General features: G+C 55.4%; 11 protein-coding genes. 6 read left to right on the forward strand and 5 right to left on the reverse strand.

The window, feature by feature from the left end; translation table 11 throughout:
* The first annotated feature begins 529 nt into the window (after window positions 1-529).
* Window positions 530-739 (forward strand): hypothetical protein, encoded by a 210-nt coding sequence (locus Q31a_RS00650; RefSeq protein WP_145072582.1) that lies wholly within the window; start codon window positions 530-532, stop codon window positions 737-739.
* Window positions 740-1,123: 384 nt separating this feature from the next.
* Here the strand turns inward: Q31a_RS00650 and Q31a_RS00655 are convergent, their stop codons facing one another.
* The 3 genes from Q31a_RS00655 to Q31a_RS00665 are packed head-to-tail and all read right to left on the reverse strand — an operon-like array spanning window position 1,124 to window position 3,722.
* Window positions 1,124-1,789, reverse strand: coding sequence for a histidine phosphatase family protein (locus Q31a_RS00655; protein ID WP_145072584.1), 666 nt, complete (start codon window positions 1,787-1,789; stop codon window positions 1,124-1,126).
* Window positions 1,782-2,105 (reverse strand): hypothetical protein, encoded by a 324-nt coding sequence (locus Q31a_RS00660; protein ID WP_145072586.1) that lies wholly within the window; start codon window positions 2,103-2,105, stop codon window positions 1,782-1,784. The genes Q31a_RS00655 and Q31a_RS00660 overlap by 8 nt, the downstream gene beginning before the upstream one ends.
* 15 nt (window positions 2,106-2,120) lie before the next feature.
* Entirely contained in the window at window positions 2,121-3,722 is a 1,602-nt protein-coding gene (locus Q31a_RS00665; protein WP_231691009.1) for a GntP family permease, read from the reverse strand.
* 432 nt (window positions 3,723-4,154) lie between these two features.
* Here Q31a_RS00665 and Q31a_RS00670 point away from each other — a divergent pair, with 432 nt between their 5' ends.
* The 5 genes from Q31a_RS00670 (at window position 4,155) to Q31a_RS00690 (ending at window position 12,355) form a co-directional block, all read left to right on the forward strand.
* The gene (locus Q31a_RS00670) at window positions 4,155-5,579 is read left to right on the forward strand and encodes a class II fumarate hydratase (protein ID WP_145072590.1); all 1,425 of its coding nucleotides are present in this window, start codon (window positions 4,155-4,157) and stop codon (window positions 5,577-5,579) included.
* A 43-nt stretch (window positions 5,580-5,622) separates the two neighbouring features.
* The gene (gene pgl / locus Q31a_RS00675) at window positions 5,623-6,429 is read left to right on the forward strand and encodes a 6-phosphogluconolactonase (RefSeq protein ID WP_145072592.1); all 807 of its coding nucleotides are present in this window, start codon (window positions 5,623-5,625) and stop codon (window positions 6,427-6,429) included.
* Window positions 6,430-6,470: 41 nt separating this feature from the next.
* Complete coding sequence (locus tag Q31a_RS00680) at window positions 6,471-7,235, forward strand: M90 family metallopeptidase (protein ID WP_145072594.1); 765 nt, start codon at window positions 6,471-6,473, stop codon at window positions 7,233-7,235.
* A gap of 715 nt (window positions 7,236-7,950) precedes the next feature.
* Entirely contained in the window at window positions 7,951-10,950 is a 3,000-nt protein-coding gene (locus Q31a_RS00685) for a PSD1 and planctomycete cytochrome C domain-containing protein (RefSeq protein WP_145072595.1), read from the forward strand.
* A gap of 13 nt (window positions 10,951-10,963) precedes the next feature.
* Window positions 10,964-12,355, forward strand: a complete 1,392-nt coding sequence (locus tag Q31a_RS00690) for a DUF1501 domain-containing protein (protein ID WP_145072597.1) — start codon at window positions 10,964-10,966, stop codon at window positions 12,353-12,355.
* Window positions 12,356-12,705: 350 nt separating this feature from the next.
* Here the strand turns inward: Q31a_RS00690 and Q31a_RS00695 are convergent, their stop codons facing one another.
* Together Q31a_RS00695 and Q31a_RS00700 are read right to left on the reverse strand one after the other, a co-directional pair.
* Window positions 12,706-14,169 carry a sulfatase family protein gene (locus Q31a_RS00695; protein ID WP_145072598.1) on the reverse strand — a complete coding sequence of 488 codons (1,464 nt, stop codon included), beginning with the start codon at window positions 14,167-14,169 and terminating at the stop codon, window positions 12,706-12,708.
* A 23-nt stretch (window positions 14,170-14,192) separates the two neighbouring features.
* A complete protein-coding gene (locus tag Q31a_RS00700) occupies window positions 14,193-16,292 on the reverse strand; it encodes an SHD1 domain-containing protein (protein WP_197355980.1) in 2,100 nt (699 codons plus the stop codon).
* Between the last annotated feature and the right edge of the window lie 492 nt (window positions 16,293-16,784).

The following is a 16,784-nucleotide window of genomic DNA, read 5'->3' on the forward strand; positions in this document are numbered from 1 at the left end:
TTTCTCCAACCGGTTAAGGCTTACAGGCATTTGCGAGGTCATAGTCCATGAGCTCGTTCGTGCAATCGAGTATGTGTTTGAATGCTGTCAGCTTCCCGAAGCCAGCCGAGGCTAGCCCTGCCAACTTGGGCCTTGCTGTCTATGCACGGTTATTCGCTGTGGCTGTCGGTCTCTTGGAAGAATCGTCTGCTTTTTCTGGAAATACTGCCGCGACGGCGCGGTGCTTCCTGCCGCATTTGTCGCAAAATGTCTCAATGTGGAACGGAAATGTCTCCTTTTGGCAGCAAAATTAATTTTGAACGAACTTGTATTGTCGATCGCAAATGTTTGACTTATAAGGGTTTACAAAGCAATCTGGAGGTTGAGACGTCAATGGCATCGGTTTTGCAGCGAACCTTTGTGTCCTCCCTGACGTCCAAACAGCTCACCGCACTGGTTTTCAGAACTTTCCAAGCAATTGGAGCGTAATACAGTGCAGCAGGGTGCCGATACAAAAAACCGATGCCAACTTTTAATCGGGGCAAATGCAATGACCAGCTACAGCGATTCAGCCGGTTCCAAGCCAGCCGATGAGGCGACGCCGAACTGGGATTGGTTAACAGAGCGAGTAAAGAGTGCTCCATTGGAGACGCTCGAAAATTGGCTTGATGCCGAGCTTGAAGAGCTCGAATGCCAATACGCGGACTTCGTCACGGCCAAGAGTCGCATGCACGAAATGCGGAGTAGTCGGGCCCAGTGAATTGTTGGACCCGCAGGGAGCATCGCAAGCTGGCTTGATGCTGGTGGTAACTCTCGCGATCGCCGCCAGCTCGTTTGGCCGCCAGTGCCGCGTGGGCCAAACTTGAGTTTCGCGTGAAGCCAAATTCAGGGCACGCCGGAACGCTATTCCCGCGCCAACACGCGGGACGTTGGGTGCTTGACACTTTGATATCGGACAGCTTTTCCGACATCTCCGTGGGTATTCAGGGGGGAGAAGGCAAGGCGATTCCAGCCGCAGAGCCTAAAGTCTCGCAATCCCCTGCATTGAGTCGCTGGCCCACATTGAATCAGCGCACAATGTGCTCACCTTCTGCCGGTGCGATGACGCCGCCTAGGTGTGGCTCTCAGAGGGTTGTCAGGCTTTCTAAGTGATTGCGTTGGTATCTAAGTGACCGGTTGCATTGACGCACCGCAGCATCCATCGCTCGCCTTGCTGGTAAATGCGGGTGACACCGCAGTTGTGAAGTGGCCCTAGATAATCGGCCATATTTCCCGCGGTTCCAGTGGGGAGCATGACCTCGAGTAATCGCCGTTTGAAATCTGCATGGATGACCAGAACATGCTGGCCTCCGAGCGGGAGTAGCGTTTCTTGCATCCAAGCTACGGTACGCGCCGCCCGAGCCAGAGCTTCAGCGGGCGATTCGTAGTTGCGATTCCACCAGCCGGTTTCGGGGATGTTCACGTCGATCGACCAAGTTGGGTAGCGGGCGGCGAGTTCGCGTTGGCCCATGCCGGGCTCGCCGATCTCTTGCCCCGCTGCATGGCCACTGTAGCACCCACCTTCTTCGAATAATTCACCATGCACAAAAACGGGCAGATTGGTCATTTCTGCCAGCGGTCGAGCCGTCTCAAGCGAGCGTAGGAAGGGGCTGCAGTACAGATGGGTTGGCCCGGACTGAGCCAGCCAGCGGGCTGTCTCCCGGGCTTGGAGCGCTCCAAGTTCCGTCAGGGCTGGATCCGGGACACGCTGCTCGGCTGGCAAGGAATTGTTAGCCGATTGGCCATGTCGAATCAGTACGATCTCAGTCATGGGGGTCTTTTTGCGTGGTGTCTTCGTGGTGGAACAGGCGTGTGAGCCGGTCGATGCTGTTCCATTCGATAATCATTAGAGCCACCGGCATGATGAAGTAAAACAACTGCCCAATGCGCTGGGAAATGGCCGGACTGCCTAAGCTAGGCAATGACGAGTAAATCGTGAGGCAGAACAGGGCGTTCACCAGCATCATGCCCGAGCTGACCAGGATGACAAAGGCGGCATAAATGCAGCCTGACAGAGCGCTGGTGATAGGCCGCTCGGTAAAGGAGTCGCCCAATGCCGCTTTACTGTCTGCCGGTGAACTCCACATGCAAGAATTCCTTCTCTATACCAATGGAAAAATAGTGGCCATGAGCGTGGTGAGTAGGAAGCCCGAAATGCTGAGAATGCTCAACAAAACGGTCCAGCTTCGCAGCGTTTCCCCCTCGGTGAGTACGCCCATCTTCGAGAAGACCCAGAATCCCGAATCGTTCATCCAACTGCCCATCAGGGAACCGGAGCCAATGACGCTCACGAGATAGGCTGGATGGAAGCCGAGATTGTCACTGGCGGCCAGTGGTAGTGCGATGGAGGAAACTAGCGAAGAGCTGATGATCATGGCCACGGTGCTCGAGCCCTGGGCGATCTTCAACGCGGCGGAGAGGCCAAAGGCGACGACTAGGACAATGAGCCCACCGCTTTCGTTTCCTTCGAACAAGGATTTGACCACCAACTGGATTTCTGTCATGGCCAACAGGCCACCGAAGGCGCCCCCTGCAGCAGTGATCAAGATGATCACTCCACCACTTAGCAAGGCGTCCTCGACATGATCTGCCAGCGCCTTCAAGGAGTGCTTCTGCACTTTCCAGCATAGGAAGATCGCAAATATGGCAGCCAGGATCATGGCCAAATTGGGACTGCCAATCAATTTCAACCAACTCTGTATGGTTTGAATGTTCTCGTTTGTTGGATTTTTCCCAACCATCGTGCTAAAGATTGTTTCGATAGAAATCAGCAAGACGGGCAATAGAACGGGGATAATAGCCATGGGCAGCGAGGGTAGGACGGTGAATTCCTTTTCCTCTGCCGCAGCTCCCGAACCTGCCATAGGCCGCATCTCGATAGGCATCTTCTTGTTGAGCCAAGCGGCCGCAAGCAGGCCAATGGCTGCCGAAGGTATGCCGACGCACAGCCCAATGAGCATGACCGTGCCGATACTGACTTCTAGTGCCTCCGCAACTAGCAACGGACCTGGGGTGGGAGGCACCAAAGTGTGCGTGACTGCCCCACCAGCGGCGATAGCTCCCAAATACAGCAGGTAGTTTTTGCCGGTGCGACGGTAGAGGCTACGCGCGAGCGGGACGAGCAGGTAGAACACCGTATCGAAGAACACGGGAATGGACAGGATGAAGCCGCTGACCATCATCGCCAGTGCGGCCCGCTTTTCACCGAAAATTGCCAGTGCCGATTTGACGATGCGATCGGCTGCTCCGCTTACCAGCATGCATTTTCCAATAATCGCTGCCATGGCGATCAAAATGCCAATCCCGCTCACCGCTCCACCTAGGGAGTTGGTAACGCGATTGACGATTTGGATCGGCGCCGCTTGTGAAGCGTTGCGGACGACATCTGGGACAGGCGATTTGACGAATCCGACCACATCCAGCGGAATCCAGCAGCTGATCACTAAGGCGCCTAGGATCAAGGCGAAAAAGGCGTGCACCTTGAGCCCGATCATCAAGCCCAGGACGACGGTAATGCCAAGACACATGGCCGCCAGCGGTCGCCACGCGTTAAAATCCCGCGGCTGGGGTGCGACAGGTGAGGCTTGGTCGGCCGCCTCGTCTGTGTCCTGAGGGGGAGTCGAGTTGGGGGAGGCGGACTCGGTCGCTGCGGCGGTATTCTCGGGAGCTGGCTCCTGAGCATTGCCACGCTGAGCGAATGCCATCCCATTAGCTAGGATCAACAAAGCCACCAAGAGGATTCGTAGAGAAAACCTGGAAGAAGGGAAAGAAAAGGCGGTTGGATTCGGATGCATTCGAATGATTCTCGGAGAAGCTCGCTGGGGTTGCAACCTGTTCGCAAGTGGTGATGAAAGGACTCGCGGAGCTTGCGGGAGGGAGGTTGCCCTAGAATATAGCTCAAAAGCGTTTGGTTTTCCTTCCCCCCTAGAGGAGCATGGAATGGAGCGTAGTCTGCGAACCTTGGCCACCCCCGTTGGCAAGTTTGAGTGCTTGGCTACCATGAAACAGTAGCACGCGAAGTTGAGGACCCTGCACGTATCTACGGTTCCACCGTGCTGCAACGCGTCTCCGCGCACCGGTTCAGAGCGAGCGGGAGTGGTAGCGAACCAACAATAATCTCACTGGGAGTAGCTCAAATGACCGAATTTCGCACCGAACGCGACTCAATGGGGGAAGTTCAAGTACCGGCTGGCGCGTACTACAGCGCCCAAACGCAGCGCGCGGTCGAGAATTTTCCGGTTTCTGGCTGGCGTCTCCCCCCTGCCCTGATCCGCGCGATGGGGCAGGTCAAATTCTCCTGCGCGGTGGCCAATCATGCACTCGGCAAGCTCACCGGCAGTGGCAAGAATCCATTATCCCAAGTCGAAGTCGACGCACTGTTCAGTGCCGCCAAGGAAGTGGCGCAGGGAGAATTGGCCGACCAATTTCCCATCGATGTCTTCCAAACCGGCTCGGGCACGTCGAGCAACATGAACGTCAACGAAGTCATCGCCAATCGAGCTATCGAAATTTGTGGCGGAGACCGATTGGCGGCTGAAAAGGCCATTCACCCCAACGACCACGTGAACATGGGGCAAAGCACGAACGACACGTTCCCCACCGCAATCCACGTGGCCGTAGCAGTCGAGATCTCGAGTAAGTTGCTGCCCGCTTTGCAGGGATTCCAGCAGCAACTCGCCGAAAAAGCGGCGGCTTGGGATAAAATCATCAAAATTGGCCGCACCCACCTGATGGATGCTACGCCACTTAGACTCGGTCAGGAGTTTGGCGGATTTGCACGCCAGCTCGAGTTGTCGGTTGACCGCGCTCGACGGGGGCTGAATGCCGTCCTGGAATTGCCCGTCGGTGGGACTGCCGTGGGCAGTGGCATCAATACGCATCCTGAATTCGGCAAGCGGGTGGCGGAGTCACTGGCGAGCGAAACGGGAATCGCGTTCGTGGAAGCCGCCGACCATTTCGAAGCCAACGCGCAGCGGGATGGTTTGGTCGAGTGCCACGCGCAACTCAAGACGATCGCTTCCACTCTGTTCAATGTAGCCAACAATATTCGTTGGCTCGGATCGGGGCCACGCTGCGGGTTTTTCGAAGTCGCCTTGCCAGAGCGTGCACCTGGCAGCTCCATTATGCCCGGCAAAGTCAACCCCGTGATGTGCGAAAGCCTCATGCAGGTTGCCGCGCGAGTCATGGGGAACGATCAAACCGTCACTACCTGCGGCGCTGCAGGTGGGAATTTCCAGTTGAACATCATGATGCCAGTCATGGGGCACACCACGTTGGAAAGCATCGATTTGATGGCCAACGGGGTGAACGCGTTTATCGAGTTCTGCATGCAGGGCTTGGAAGTCAATGCGGATGTCTGTGAAGCGGCCGTGGAACAGAGCCTGTCGATGGCGACCAGTTTGAATCCCCTGATCGGGTACGAAAAGGCTTCAAAGCTAACCAAGGAGGCTTTCGCCTCGGGCAAGACGATCCGCGAACTTTGTGTCGAACAGAAGCTGTTGCCGGAAAATCAGTTGCGGGAAGCGCTGGATCCGTTCCGCATGACAGAACCACAAGCTTAAAAATAGAACTTCATTGCATTGAAAATTGAGTCGCGAGAGGTATATGAGAGACCAGGTCCACGTTTGTAGTGATGCTGAATCGCTGGCGGTTTACGCCCGTGATTGGCTCGTTCGCTGTATGGAACAGCATCGGCGCGAAGAAATCGAAGCGGCAGCGGAGACCGGTGAGCTAGTGAGGACCCCCTTTGTCCTCGCGCTGGCTGGTGGCTCAACTCCCAAACGACTCTATCAGCTTTTGGCAGAATTGCCCGTTGGTAAGATTGATTGGCAGCAAGTGATTTTGATTTGGGGGGATGAGAGGAATGTCCCTGTCGATGATCCACAAAGCAATTACCAGATGGTGCAGGAAAACCTCCTAGCCCACATCGACATTCCTCAAGAAAACGTACTCGGTGTTCCAACGCCAGGTGGAAATCCCAAGAAAGCCGCCGCCGCCTACGATCAATTATTGCGGGAGCGTCTGCCTTCCAAGGATGGTGAGTTTCCACGCATTAGTTGCGTCTTGCTGGGAATGGGGGATGACGTGCATACCGCCTCGCTCTTCCCGGGTACGGCTGCAATTCACGAATCTAAGAGTGTCGCCGTCGCGAATCAGGTACCGAAGCTCGATACTTGGCGAATTACGTTGACCGCCCCTGCCCTGAACGCGGCCCGCAATGTCGCGTTCTTGATTAGCGGAGCGGCAAAGCAGGAAGCGCTGGCTATCGTCTGGCATGCGCCACACGATCCCGATCTCTATCCGTCACAATTGATCCGTCCAACCAACGGTCAACTCTGGTTTCTACTGGACGAGGAAGCTATTGGAAACACTCCGCTGCCGGAGTCGGTGATGGTTCAAATGATCCGATGATCGGCTAGTTCTCCGCTCGAACGACGAAATGTGTACGACCTATGTTTAGTTGGCTGCGGCGTTGGAAACGATCTGGAATCCTAGCTAAACCGGTCTCGGCATCCTGGGAACGGACGTTGCAGGCCTCGATTCCCTTTTTCACTCATTTGCATCAGGATGAGCAGCACCACCTGAGGCAGTCGGTGCAGATTGTGGTGGCCGAGAAGAATTGGGAGGGCTGCGGTGGATTGGTTCTAACCGATGAACATCGCGTTACCATTGCAGCTCAAATTGCCCGCATGACCCTTGGTTTCGACGATGAGTACTTCGACGAAATCAAATCCATCCTAGTCTATCCCGATGCCTATCTCGCCAAATCGCAAAGCAATCTTGGTTCGGGCGTCGTGATGGAGGAGCAAAGCGGTCGCGCTGGCGAAGCCTGGTACCGCGGTCCGGTCGTCTTGTCTTGGTCGGATGTGCTGGCCACCGTGCAGGGGCACAACCGCGGACGCAACGTAGTCATTCACGAATTTGCGCATCAGTTTGACATGCGCAATGGAAGCCACGCCGACGGCATTCCGCCCATCGAATCCTCCGAAGTTGCAGCAGGCTGGCAGGAAATTCTAGAGCGTGATTTCGAGCGATTGAGAGAAATGTGTAGCCGTGGGCATCCGGCAGTTCTGGATTGCTATGGTGCCACGAGCCCTGCTGAGTTTTTTGCCGTTGCCAGTGAAACGTTTTTCGAAGTACCGCAAGCGCTACAAGCCGAATGGCCCGACCTGTTCCGCGAACTGGCGCGCTTCTATCAGCAGGAAATCATCGGCTGAGTTGCACTGCCTGCTCAGCATTCCCACGCAAGCGGGAACCCTGCTGTCTCCAAGCGAGTAGGGCTCACAAATCAGGCAACGCTTCCTAACAATTGGCGATTCCTGATATATCCGGCAACTTCCTAGGTGCACCGCCCAGTGGGATCCCAGGCAGAGGCCCTGCCCAAGCATTGCACGCAATTCCCAGGGCCTGTCTATTTTACTCGAGGGTCGATCGCCCGAATGCCGTCACCTGCATCGATCGTCGCGTGGACATGCATTCAACCGCGAACTAGACGAGAGAAGCGAAAGGAACAGTGGCGGTGCGGGGTTAACGTCTGCTGGCCGTGTACGCTTTACCTGTTCTGAGTGCTGGATGGCTGGCCGTTGATCGAAGGCGGTTGGCAATCACGAACAGACGAGGTAAGCCAACAGGCGGCAATCATCGCCAACGCATCATCCTTCACTTCTCGGTGAACGCCACCACGGGAATCCCAAAGTCGTACTCGTTCTCAATGCAATGGTGGCGATCTGCGAGAAGTGTTCGTATTTCCGCTATGTTTGCAGAATGCTCGTCGCCGACAGAGTGCCTTGGACCGAACGACCACACCACGCCGCATTGGTCGACTAGAATAGAATTCCCCCTTGAGCTCGCACGTGAACTCAAACTTGCCATGGTCGACACGACTCGGACCGTGGTGCCTGCCCCGAATGAATCGTCACGACACCAATCGCCATGAATACTCCGCGTCGAAGTTCAATTGCTGCCGCTCCCACGTCTCGCTGGCCGTTGCGCATATCTGGCCTCCTAGCTGCATTGGCAATTGGCACTCCGGCAATCGCGGACGAAGAATTTTTTGAGAAACAAGTTAGGCCATTGTTGGTCAAGCATTGTTTTGAGTGTCACTCGGGAGCCAAATCAGGCGGCGGTTTGTCACTCGAGACAGCGGCCGGATGGCAGGCCGGCGGAGAAAGTGGTACGGCCATCGTTCCGAATAAGCCGGACGAAAGTCTGTTGATTGACGCCATCAACTATGGCTCCATGGAAATGCCTCCCGCAGACAAAGGTGGAAAGTTATCGGAGGATGAAATCGCCGTTCTAACCCAATGGGTGGCGATGGGAGCTCCCGACCCGCGAAGCGGCATGGATACGATCGGTGGCATGAGCCGACAGCAAGCCGAAGCATGGTGGGCCTTTCAACCGCTGCCGGATTTCGCCGGCGAACCCACGTCGGAACAGATAGATGCATTGGTGAATGCGGAATCCTCCCGCCGCTCTTTGTCGATGGCTCCGCCTGCCGATAAACGGACGCTGATTCGCCGGGCAACCTACGACTTGATCGGTTTGCCACCTAGGCCGGAGGACGTCGATCGATTTCTTGCCGACGACTCGGCCGACGCGTTCTCGAAAGTCGTTGAACGCCTGCTGGCTTCGCCGCAATACGGAGTTCGCTGGGGGAGGCACTGGTTGGATGTCGTGCGTTACGCCGACACCGCTGGAGAGAATACCGATCGCCCATTGCCGCATGCATGGCGTTATCGAAACTGGGTATTGGATGCGTTTAATCGCGATATGCCGTTCGATGAATTCGCTCGCTTGCAGATCTGCGGTGACATTGCCATGAATTCGGGTGACGGAAACGCAAGAGCTGAAGGGATTATAGCGACTGGCTATCTGGCCATCGCCCGGCGATTCGGTCACGACATCGACAAGGATATTTACCTGACGCATGAAGATTTGATCGATAATCTTGGCAAGAATTTCCTAGGACTTACACTCGGCTGCGCTCGTTGCCATGATCACAAATACGACGCGGTCACTGCGGAAGACTACTATGCCCTGTACGGAATCTTCGCCAGCACGCGATTGTCGTTTCCAGGATGTGAGCCACAGGGGCAACCGCGAGATCTCGTGCCATTGCTTGATGCTGCTGCTGTCGAGTCTCTGCAAGCTGACTACGCAGCGAAGCTGGCAAGCTATGAACAACAGACGCAGTTGCTTCCCCAGGAAACAATTCGCCTTCGGGATCTGGCGACTAGTGCGACGCAATTGATTGCCGAATCTCAGGTCGACGAAGGGCAAAGTGTAGCATTGTGGACTGGTGAAATGGGTTCCGATGCATCTGCGGGTAAGAGGTGTTTAACACTGCGGCGGGGCGAGACACTGCAGCTTACCGTGCTGCCGAATGAAGGGCATGGAGCCGACACGACTCGCGTTGAGCTGGAAATCTCTCGGATCGGCTCACGAGCAGCTGTCTGGAACGTGGCAAACTTGATTTCCACGTTTGCCTCCAGTGGTCCCGCTATGGCTGACAATGGAGCTGCCTGGTGTCTGTTGGATGTCACCGACGGCCCGCAGTTTCTCAATGAACGCAAAACAATGGTTAGTGGTCAGCCGAGTCTAGGGGGGTGGGCGATCGGCGATACTCCGTTGTCATTGGTCAACGCATCGGAGGATCCCGTTTCCGTGTGGACCTCACTGCCTGGCAAGTCGTTCTTCCTGCATCCCGGGCATCTCCGAAACGTGGCGGTCGCGTGGGTTTGCCCAGAAGACGGCGAATACCAAATTCAGGGCACCTTGACCGACTCACATCCGGCTGCTGGCTTGGACGGTATTGCGTTCCGATTGGAGCATATTGCCGCACCGAAATACGGCGAAGGTTTGGTCGAAATCGGCAAACGCCTCTCTTCCACGACCATGCAGCCTCCGGTCCCCCCTGCAATTCCAGTGGCCTATGCAGCCGTTGACTCCAGTCCCGTCGACGCTCCAGTGCAATTGCGTGGCGACCCCGAGCAACCTGGCGACGCTGTGCCGCGACGCTGGCTTTCCATCTTTGGTGGAGAGCGAGTCGGCATGGATGGAGGGAGTGGACGGCGAGATCTTGCCGACCGAATTGTTCAGCATCCGCTGTTTGCTCGAGTCATGGTCAATCGCATTTGGCAGAATCATTTTGGGCGCGGTTTGGTGGCAACGCCCAACGATTTTGGGACGCGCGGCGATCCGCCAACTCATCCAGAACTGCTTGATTGGCTGGCGGTGCAGTTTCGAGCGAATGGATACCGCGTAAAACCCTTGCACCGACTGATTATGTTATCAGCTGCCTATCAGCGTGCGTCGTCGGTGCCCGAGGAGCTGTCGTCTGATATGCCCAGGCACAATGCGATAGCCTCTGCGGCACCGGCAGCTGCTGATCCAGAAAATCTCTGGTTGTCGCACTTTTCACCGCGACGTTTGACAGCCGAGGAGATTCGCGACACGTTGCTAACCGCCAGCGGCCAGCTCGATTACTCATTTGCTGAAGCTCATCCGTTTCCGCCTGCGGCAGAGTGGGCCTACACACAGCATACTCCCTTCAATGCTGTCTACGAGACCGATCGCCGTAGCGTGTTTCTGATGGTACAGCGTCAGCGCCGTCATCCGTATTTAGCCTTGTTCGATGGAGCCGATCCGAACTCCAGCACGGCCTCCAGGCAGGCTACAACTGTTCCCACTCAGGCATTGTACTTCCTGAACGATCCTTTCTTTCACGCTCAAGCGGCTGCGTTTGCCAGTCGCACGAGCGGCGACGAGCAAATCGAGAACGCGTTTCGAGTTTTGTTTCAACGTGCTGCTTCGGATTCGGAGGTTCAAGTGGCGGAGCGCTTTCTTGCGAGCTATCCCGGCACGCCATCGGAAAAGTGGTCGGCATTCGCACGCGTCCTGATGGCATCCAACGAATTCCTGTACCTGGATTAATAGCTGGATAAAGATGAATACTTCTACCATTAATCGTCGTTCTGTGCTTCGCTCTGCAGTGGGTGGTTCACTGCTGTTGCCGGGAATCGTTCAACAACTTCTGGCCGACAGCGGCGATTCCTTGGCGAAGCCAGCCGTACACTTCCCGGCTCGTGCGAAGAATGTGATCTTTCTGTTTATGACAGGAGGCGTGTCGCATGTGGATACGTTTGATCCGAAGCCGCAGTTGCATCGAGACCACGGTAAAGAAATTAATGCCGATCATCCGGAGATCAAAGATCGTCCCGGATACGAGCGGATTTTCTTGAAGCAACCCCAGTGGGAATTCACGCGGCATGGCCACTGTGGTACAGAGGTTAGCGCACTGTTTCCCCATGTGGCCACTTGCGTGGACGACATCGCGATGATTCGCTCGATGCACACGTCTCATTCCAATCACTACAACGCCACATTGGGAATGCATACCGGATCGTTTGCATTTTCTCGACCGAGTCTCGGCTCGTGGATGAGTTACGGACTGGGAACCGAGAATCGCAATCTTCCCGGTTTTGTGGTCATCGCTCCCCAGCAGACCTATGCCGGAACTCAGGTCTACGCCAACGATTTCTTGCCAGCCGCGCACCAGGGCACTTTGGTCGTTCCCGGAGCAGAGCCCGTCGCCAATGTGAAGCCTCGCGTACCCGTAGATCGGCAGAGTTTAGAACTGGCCGCATTGCGGGCGATGAATCAATCGCATCTGCAGGCACGCTCTGCAGATTCTGAACTCTCAGCTCGAATGAAGTCGTTCGAAACTGCGTTCGGGATGCAGATGGCCGTTCCGGATGCGTTCGATTTTTCTGACGAAACCGCAGAGACTCTTGACAGTTACGCACTGCAACCTGGTCAGACGACGGGCTTTGGCTGGCAATGTCTGGCTGCGCGTCGATTGGTCGAGCGAGGTGTCCGTTTTGTCGAATTGATCGATACCGGCTCGTCGAACAATTGGGACGCTCACGGCGATATGATGAGTCACGTTGCCCTTGCCAGCAACGTCGACCAGCCCATTGCCGGGTTACTGAAAGATCTGAAGCGACGTGGAATGCTGGATGAAACTCTGGTCGTCTGGACAACCGAATTCGGTCGCACGCCGTTCAATAACACGGCAGACGCTAAGGGCCGCGAACACCATCCGTGGGCCTTTACCTCTTGGATGGCCGGTGCGGGAGTTCGTCCCGGAATCGTCCATGGAGCGACGGACGAGCATGGTCTGCGAGCCGTCGAGCAACCCGTTCACGTTCACGACCTCCATGCCACGATTCTGCGCCTGATGGGACTTGACCACGAGCGTCTAACATTTCGGCACGCCGGTCGTGACTACCGTCTGACCGATGTTCACGGGAATGTTGTGCAGAATCTGCTCGCATAGCAGCTGGCGTCAGCGAAGTTGAAGTCAAGTGGTTTTCAGAGTTTGTTTGCGTCTTTACAGTTTTCTGGGGCTGAGCCTCAGAGGCTGTGCTGATGTGTTGTTTGGTCCTAGTGCATTGTCAAGACTAAGAATTAGGGTTTAGCGAGCGTTCGGAAAAAGGTGTCCGACACCAAAAGTGCAAAGCACCCGAAGGGCCGTTCCGGCTTTTGGTGTCGGACACCTTTTTCCGGGCAACCCGAAAGTTAAGCATTTGACAATGCACTAGATGGAGAGCGTCGTTGACGGTCTTGATAGCATCCAAATTATGCTCAAAGACGATGGCGCTATGGGCAGCGGCAACTATCCGAGTCTCAAGGAGCTCGTTGAAAGAACTCGGCGAAGTCCTGGTAGTTGTTGTAGGGGACCGCTTGGCTCCGCCAATGTTCTACCTGCGCGTCGTAAAGAACTCGCATCTTCTGCAACTCGGCAGCAGCAGATTCCGCACCGGCTAGATTTTCTAATTCTAGGGGATCTCCTCGCGTGTAGAACAGCTCTTCGGTGGCGGAAAATTGGTCGCTCTCATAGGGCCAGCGGATATATTTCCAGTCCCTGGTTACGATTCCTAGACTGTGGGTTGGGTGAGGACCCCAGACGTTGATGAGCGGGAGAGCGTCATGGATGGTCGACTCGGGGGAGTCGTAAAGCTTTATCAAATCTCCGCCATCGATTGATTGAGGGATAGTCAGGCCGGCGAGTTTTAAAATGGTGGGCGCAAAATCCACATTGCCCGTTAGAGCATCGCATCGCAGGCCTTTCCCGCTGTTCGGGCTGCGTGGATCGTGGATGATCAACGGTACGCGTGAAGCCTCCTCATAGGGGAGGACTTTGGAGGCGTAGCCATGAGAACCACAGAGGAAACCGTTGTCGGAGGTGTAGATTACGATTGTATTGTCCTGCACCTCGTTCGCTGCCAAGGCATCGCGAATCATACCCACCGCCACGTCGATGGCGTAGATTTGCTGGAAGTACTTGGCCATCACGCCATCGTAGTCCGTGCTGTAGCTCCAGCTATGAAAGCGTTCGTACTGCCGACCTTCGCGACTTTGTGGAGAGAGGTGTTCGCCATGTTCACGGCCGAAATTCTTAGGTTTCGTGAACCGAGTGTCGCGGTAAATCGAATCAAATTTCGGATCGGGCTGCACTGGGTGATGCGGAGCTTTGAAGCTAATCGAGAGGCAAAAGGGAGTCGATTGCTTAGCTGCCTGCTCAATAAAGTCTCGTCCAAAGGCACCGTAGGAGAGCGTGGAATGCGGGTACTCGCGAGCATAGTGAGCCATCGATGGGTTTTGAGTCGTCTGGTAAGAGGTCTGTCCAGGGCCTCCTCCCCAAACATCGAAATCCTCGGAGGGAAGGTGGGGTTTATTCGGCGCGCTGGCAGCGGCGACTTCAAAGCCGAACTTGCCAGCAAATGCAGTCTGGTATCCTGCAGCGCGTAGCAGTACCGGGTAACTTTGCTGCCAAACCTCGTCGTGCATTGGGCCATGTTCAAAGTTGCATCCGGTCTTGTATTCGTACATGCCAGTCATCACGCTGGCGCGACTTGCCATGCAGATGGCGGTGGTGTCGTAGTGGTTGTCGAACACCATTCCCCGGCGAGCTAGCGCGTCCAGATTGGGCGTCTTCGCGGCGGGCGTGCCATAGCACCCCATGGAGTAGGTGGCTTGATCGTCAGCCATCAAGAAGACAATGTTGGGGCGTGTATCCGCAGCCGCGCCGAAACGCAGCAGAGACAGCACCAGCCATGCTGCAAGAAGTAGAGAGCGGGGAGACTTCATAGGTTCACGTCCGGGGCCATGGGCTAGGATTGGGTGTCGATGATTCCGCGAATGGATACTTGGCTGGCTCCGAAGCCGTTCTGAAACTCTGGTCTCAAGATTTGGGGAGGCAGCTTAAGGTTCTTGAAAAAGGCGGCATTCGGAACTTCAGCTTCCTTGGCGGATTCCTGCAAGGTTTTGTCGCCGTGAATCATAAAAGGTAGGCTGCTAGTAACACTCCGCTGCCAGAGGATTTGTCCGTTTTGCTTCACTTCCACTTTGCAAATGTAAGGGGTGAAGGTCACTTTTTCATAACCGAAACCTCGGCCAATGATCCGATACTCTTTGGTTTGCGTTTCACCGCGTGAGATGGAGGCGACCAACTGCGTCGTGGCTGAATTGCTGGCTTGATACCCCGACTCGGCAACGGCGGCGCCTAGCCAGCTATTGAGGTCAGCCGAGGAGATACCTGGTCCTGAAGCGCTGGCGACCACCGCCATGGACTCCCCCTCCCGGACAGCGGCAATGTTGGACGTGTCACGCTTGGCACTTGCCAAGGCTGCGGGGTGAGGCAGGCGGACCAGGCCTAGCGATTTGGAACTCTCGAACGCCAGTAGGCCCTGGTGTTCCATGTCGGTATACTCGATTGCGTCATCAGAGATGTTGTATTTCCAAACGAGCAGGTTTTGATCCAGGTTGAGCAAGGCTCCCGATGGTAGAAGCAGATATTGGTCGTCCAGCCACATAATGGGCTTCCCCATCGATCCCAAATTTACATTGGCCTCATGGAATAATTGTTCTTGGCCAGTCTTAGCGTCGAAGACTCGCAGTTGAGTGCCACTGCATACGGCCAGTCTGAGTCCGTCGGGAGAGAAGCCGAGGGTTACCGAGCCCGGCATGTCGACCGGGATGGAACCAAGCTGTGTGCCGGTCTTTGACTCGACGATCGCGCACTGATTGTCGAGCATGCAAGCGACATACCGACCGCCTGGGGAAATGGCAGGTTCATTGAAAGCCTTGGCCGGGTACGACCATATCTCTTCGCTGGTCCCATAGTCGAATCCACGCAATTGGTTGTCGGTCATCACGACCGCAACTTGATTCCCCAAGACTTTGCGAAACCGAACGTGGTCTGATTTTCCAGCCGCGTCGGGGAACAATCGCCAATGGGCGCGTACTTGAGGTTGCTTGGTAGCGATGCCCGAGATAATGCATAGACTGCTCGCCTTGTCTTCACCTCGTTTCATCACGATTCCGAGCACGTCACCGCTCTCCGGATCGGCGGAGGCCAACCATACGGCATCCTCTTTAAATTCTCCCACCATGTCCGAGCTGCGGCGTTTGCCATCGACCATGTAAATTTTGGTAAAGGGACTGTCGTCGCGTTGGGGAGAGCGAACTTGGTAGCAAAGTTGGGTGCCATCGGCCGAGATGATTACTGGGCGACTCACCTCTTCACGAAAGGCAACTTCAGGGATGGTCATCGATGCATTGCCGATGTTGGAAAAATCGACGGGACTTGGATCGGCTTCCAAGTCGGCAGGCGGCGATAGGTTCTGAAAAGCAATACTCTGCTTGACGGAGAATGTGCTGGCTGCGGGCAGTCCGAAGCCAGCATTGCCTCCAAGGGAGCTCGCGCCGCTATGAATCGCCGCATTGTCAGTGGTTGCACTGTTGTTGGCTGCACTGTTCGTTGGCGAACCGCTTCCTGGTTTCATGATGCCCGTTTCAAAGGGATTCGCATTGGCTTCTTCTAGACCAGCGACATACTCCTGATCGGCAGTCGACAGCGAGCCCAAGGGAACTTTGATCTGGGTGCCATCGGACTTCCTCAAAACGACCTCAAAGGCCGTTTGTGATTCGAGCGTGGCTTCAATCTTAAATCGCCCGGTGGCGTCACTCCAAGTCCGCGTGGGCTTACTAGCTGCTGGAGCGCCGAGGACCTTGATGCTGTTGGCATTAACGATAATCTTATGCGTTTGTCCAGCGTGAACCGCCTCCACTTCAACGAACTTGCCGCCCGACCGTATGCCCAGTACTTTGCCAGTAAAGGTCTGCCCTGCTCTTTGGAATTCAACCGCATCTCCAACTTCAATCGCCAAGCCGCAGGTCCAGAAACTGAAGAAAACTATCGCGGATCGCAAGAACAATTTACTTGCTCTTGAAAAGACAGAAGCAGAGTTCGTTGCCGGTGTTGGGGGCAGGTCGGTAGGCATGGTTATTGAATCCATGAGATCGCGTAGAGAGTGAGACGAGGCCAACCAGTATACCGCATGCTGTTTACTAAATTTCGCTTTCGGGCACGAAAATTCGTGTCGCAATCTCTTGGTCTTCATCGATTGCTTAAGCCCTGGTCTGGAGGGTGAACCAGTGGGGCAGGCTCTCAATTCCGTGGTTGGACCAGAAATGCCGCGAATAGAAATGTCCCGGCAAGCTGGAGGATCGGAAAAATGCGAGCAATCGCAGAGTGCTCCCCCTTGAGCTTGATGGCTTGTTGAATTTGGAATCCCGCCGCGTAAGCAAGACCGGATCCGTTGCGGTTGCAATTCGATTCGGGGTGCGATTTGAGCATGGCAATTGAAAAGGCAACTACATCAACAAGCCGTGGAGTCGTAGCTTTTTTGAGCTTTGAAGGT

Origin of the sequence: Aureliella helgolandensis, from assembly GCF_007752135.1 — a bacterium.
Lineage (GTDB): Bacteria > Planctomycetota > Planctomycetia > Pirellulales > Pirellulaceae > Aureliella > Aureliella helgolandensis.

What these genes read in the sequence shown, in the direction of transcription:
- Q31a_RS00650 (WP_145072582.1), top strand. Translation starts at nt 530, where the DNA reads ATGACCAGCTACAGCGATTCAGCCGGTTCCAAGCCAGCCGATGAGGCG.
- Q31a_RS00655 (WP_145072584.1), bottom strand. Translation starts at nt 1,789, where the DNA reads ATGACTGAGATCGTACTGATTCGACATGGCCAATCGGCTAACAATTCC.
- Q31a_RS00660 (WP_145072586.1), bottom strand. Translation starts at nt 2,105, where the DNA reads ATGTGGAGTTCACCGGCAGACAGTAAAGCGGCATTGGGCGACTCCTTT.
- Q31a_RS00665 (WP_231691009.1), bottom strand. Translation starts at nt 3,722, where the DNA reads ATGGCATTCGCTCAGCGTGGCAATGCTCAGGAGCCAGCTCCCGAGAAT.
- Q31a_RS00670 (WP_145072590.1), top strand. Translation starts at nt 4,155, where the DNA reads ATGACCGAATTTCGCACCGAACGCGACTCAATGGGGGAAGTTCAAGTA.
- pgl (WP_145072592.1), top strand. Translation starts at nt 5,623, where the DNA reads ATGAGAGACCAGGTCCACGTTTGTAGTGATGCTGAATCGCTGGCGGTT.
- Q31a_RS00680 (WP_145072594.1), top strand. Translation starts at nt 6,471, where the DNA reads ATGTTTAGTTGGCTGCGGCGTTGGAAACGATCTGGAATCCTAGCTAAA.
- Q31a_RS00685 (WP_145072595.1), top strand. Translation starts at nt 7,951, where the DNA reads ATGAATACTCCGCGTCGAAGTTCAATTGCTGCCGCTCCCACGTCTCGC.
- Q31a_RS00690 (WP_145072597.1), top strand. Translation starts at nt 10,964, where the DNA reads ATGAATACTTCTACCATTAATCGTCGTTCTGTGCTTCGCTCTGCAGTG.
- Q31a_RS00695 (WP_145072598.1), bottom strand. Translation starts at nt 14,169, where the DNA reads ATGAAGTCTCCCCGCTCTCTACTTCTTGCAGCATGGCTGGTGCTGTCT.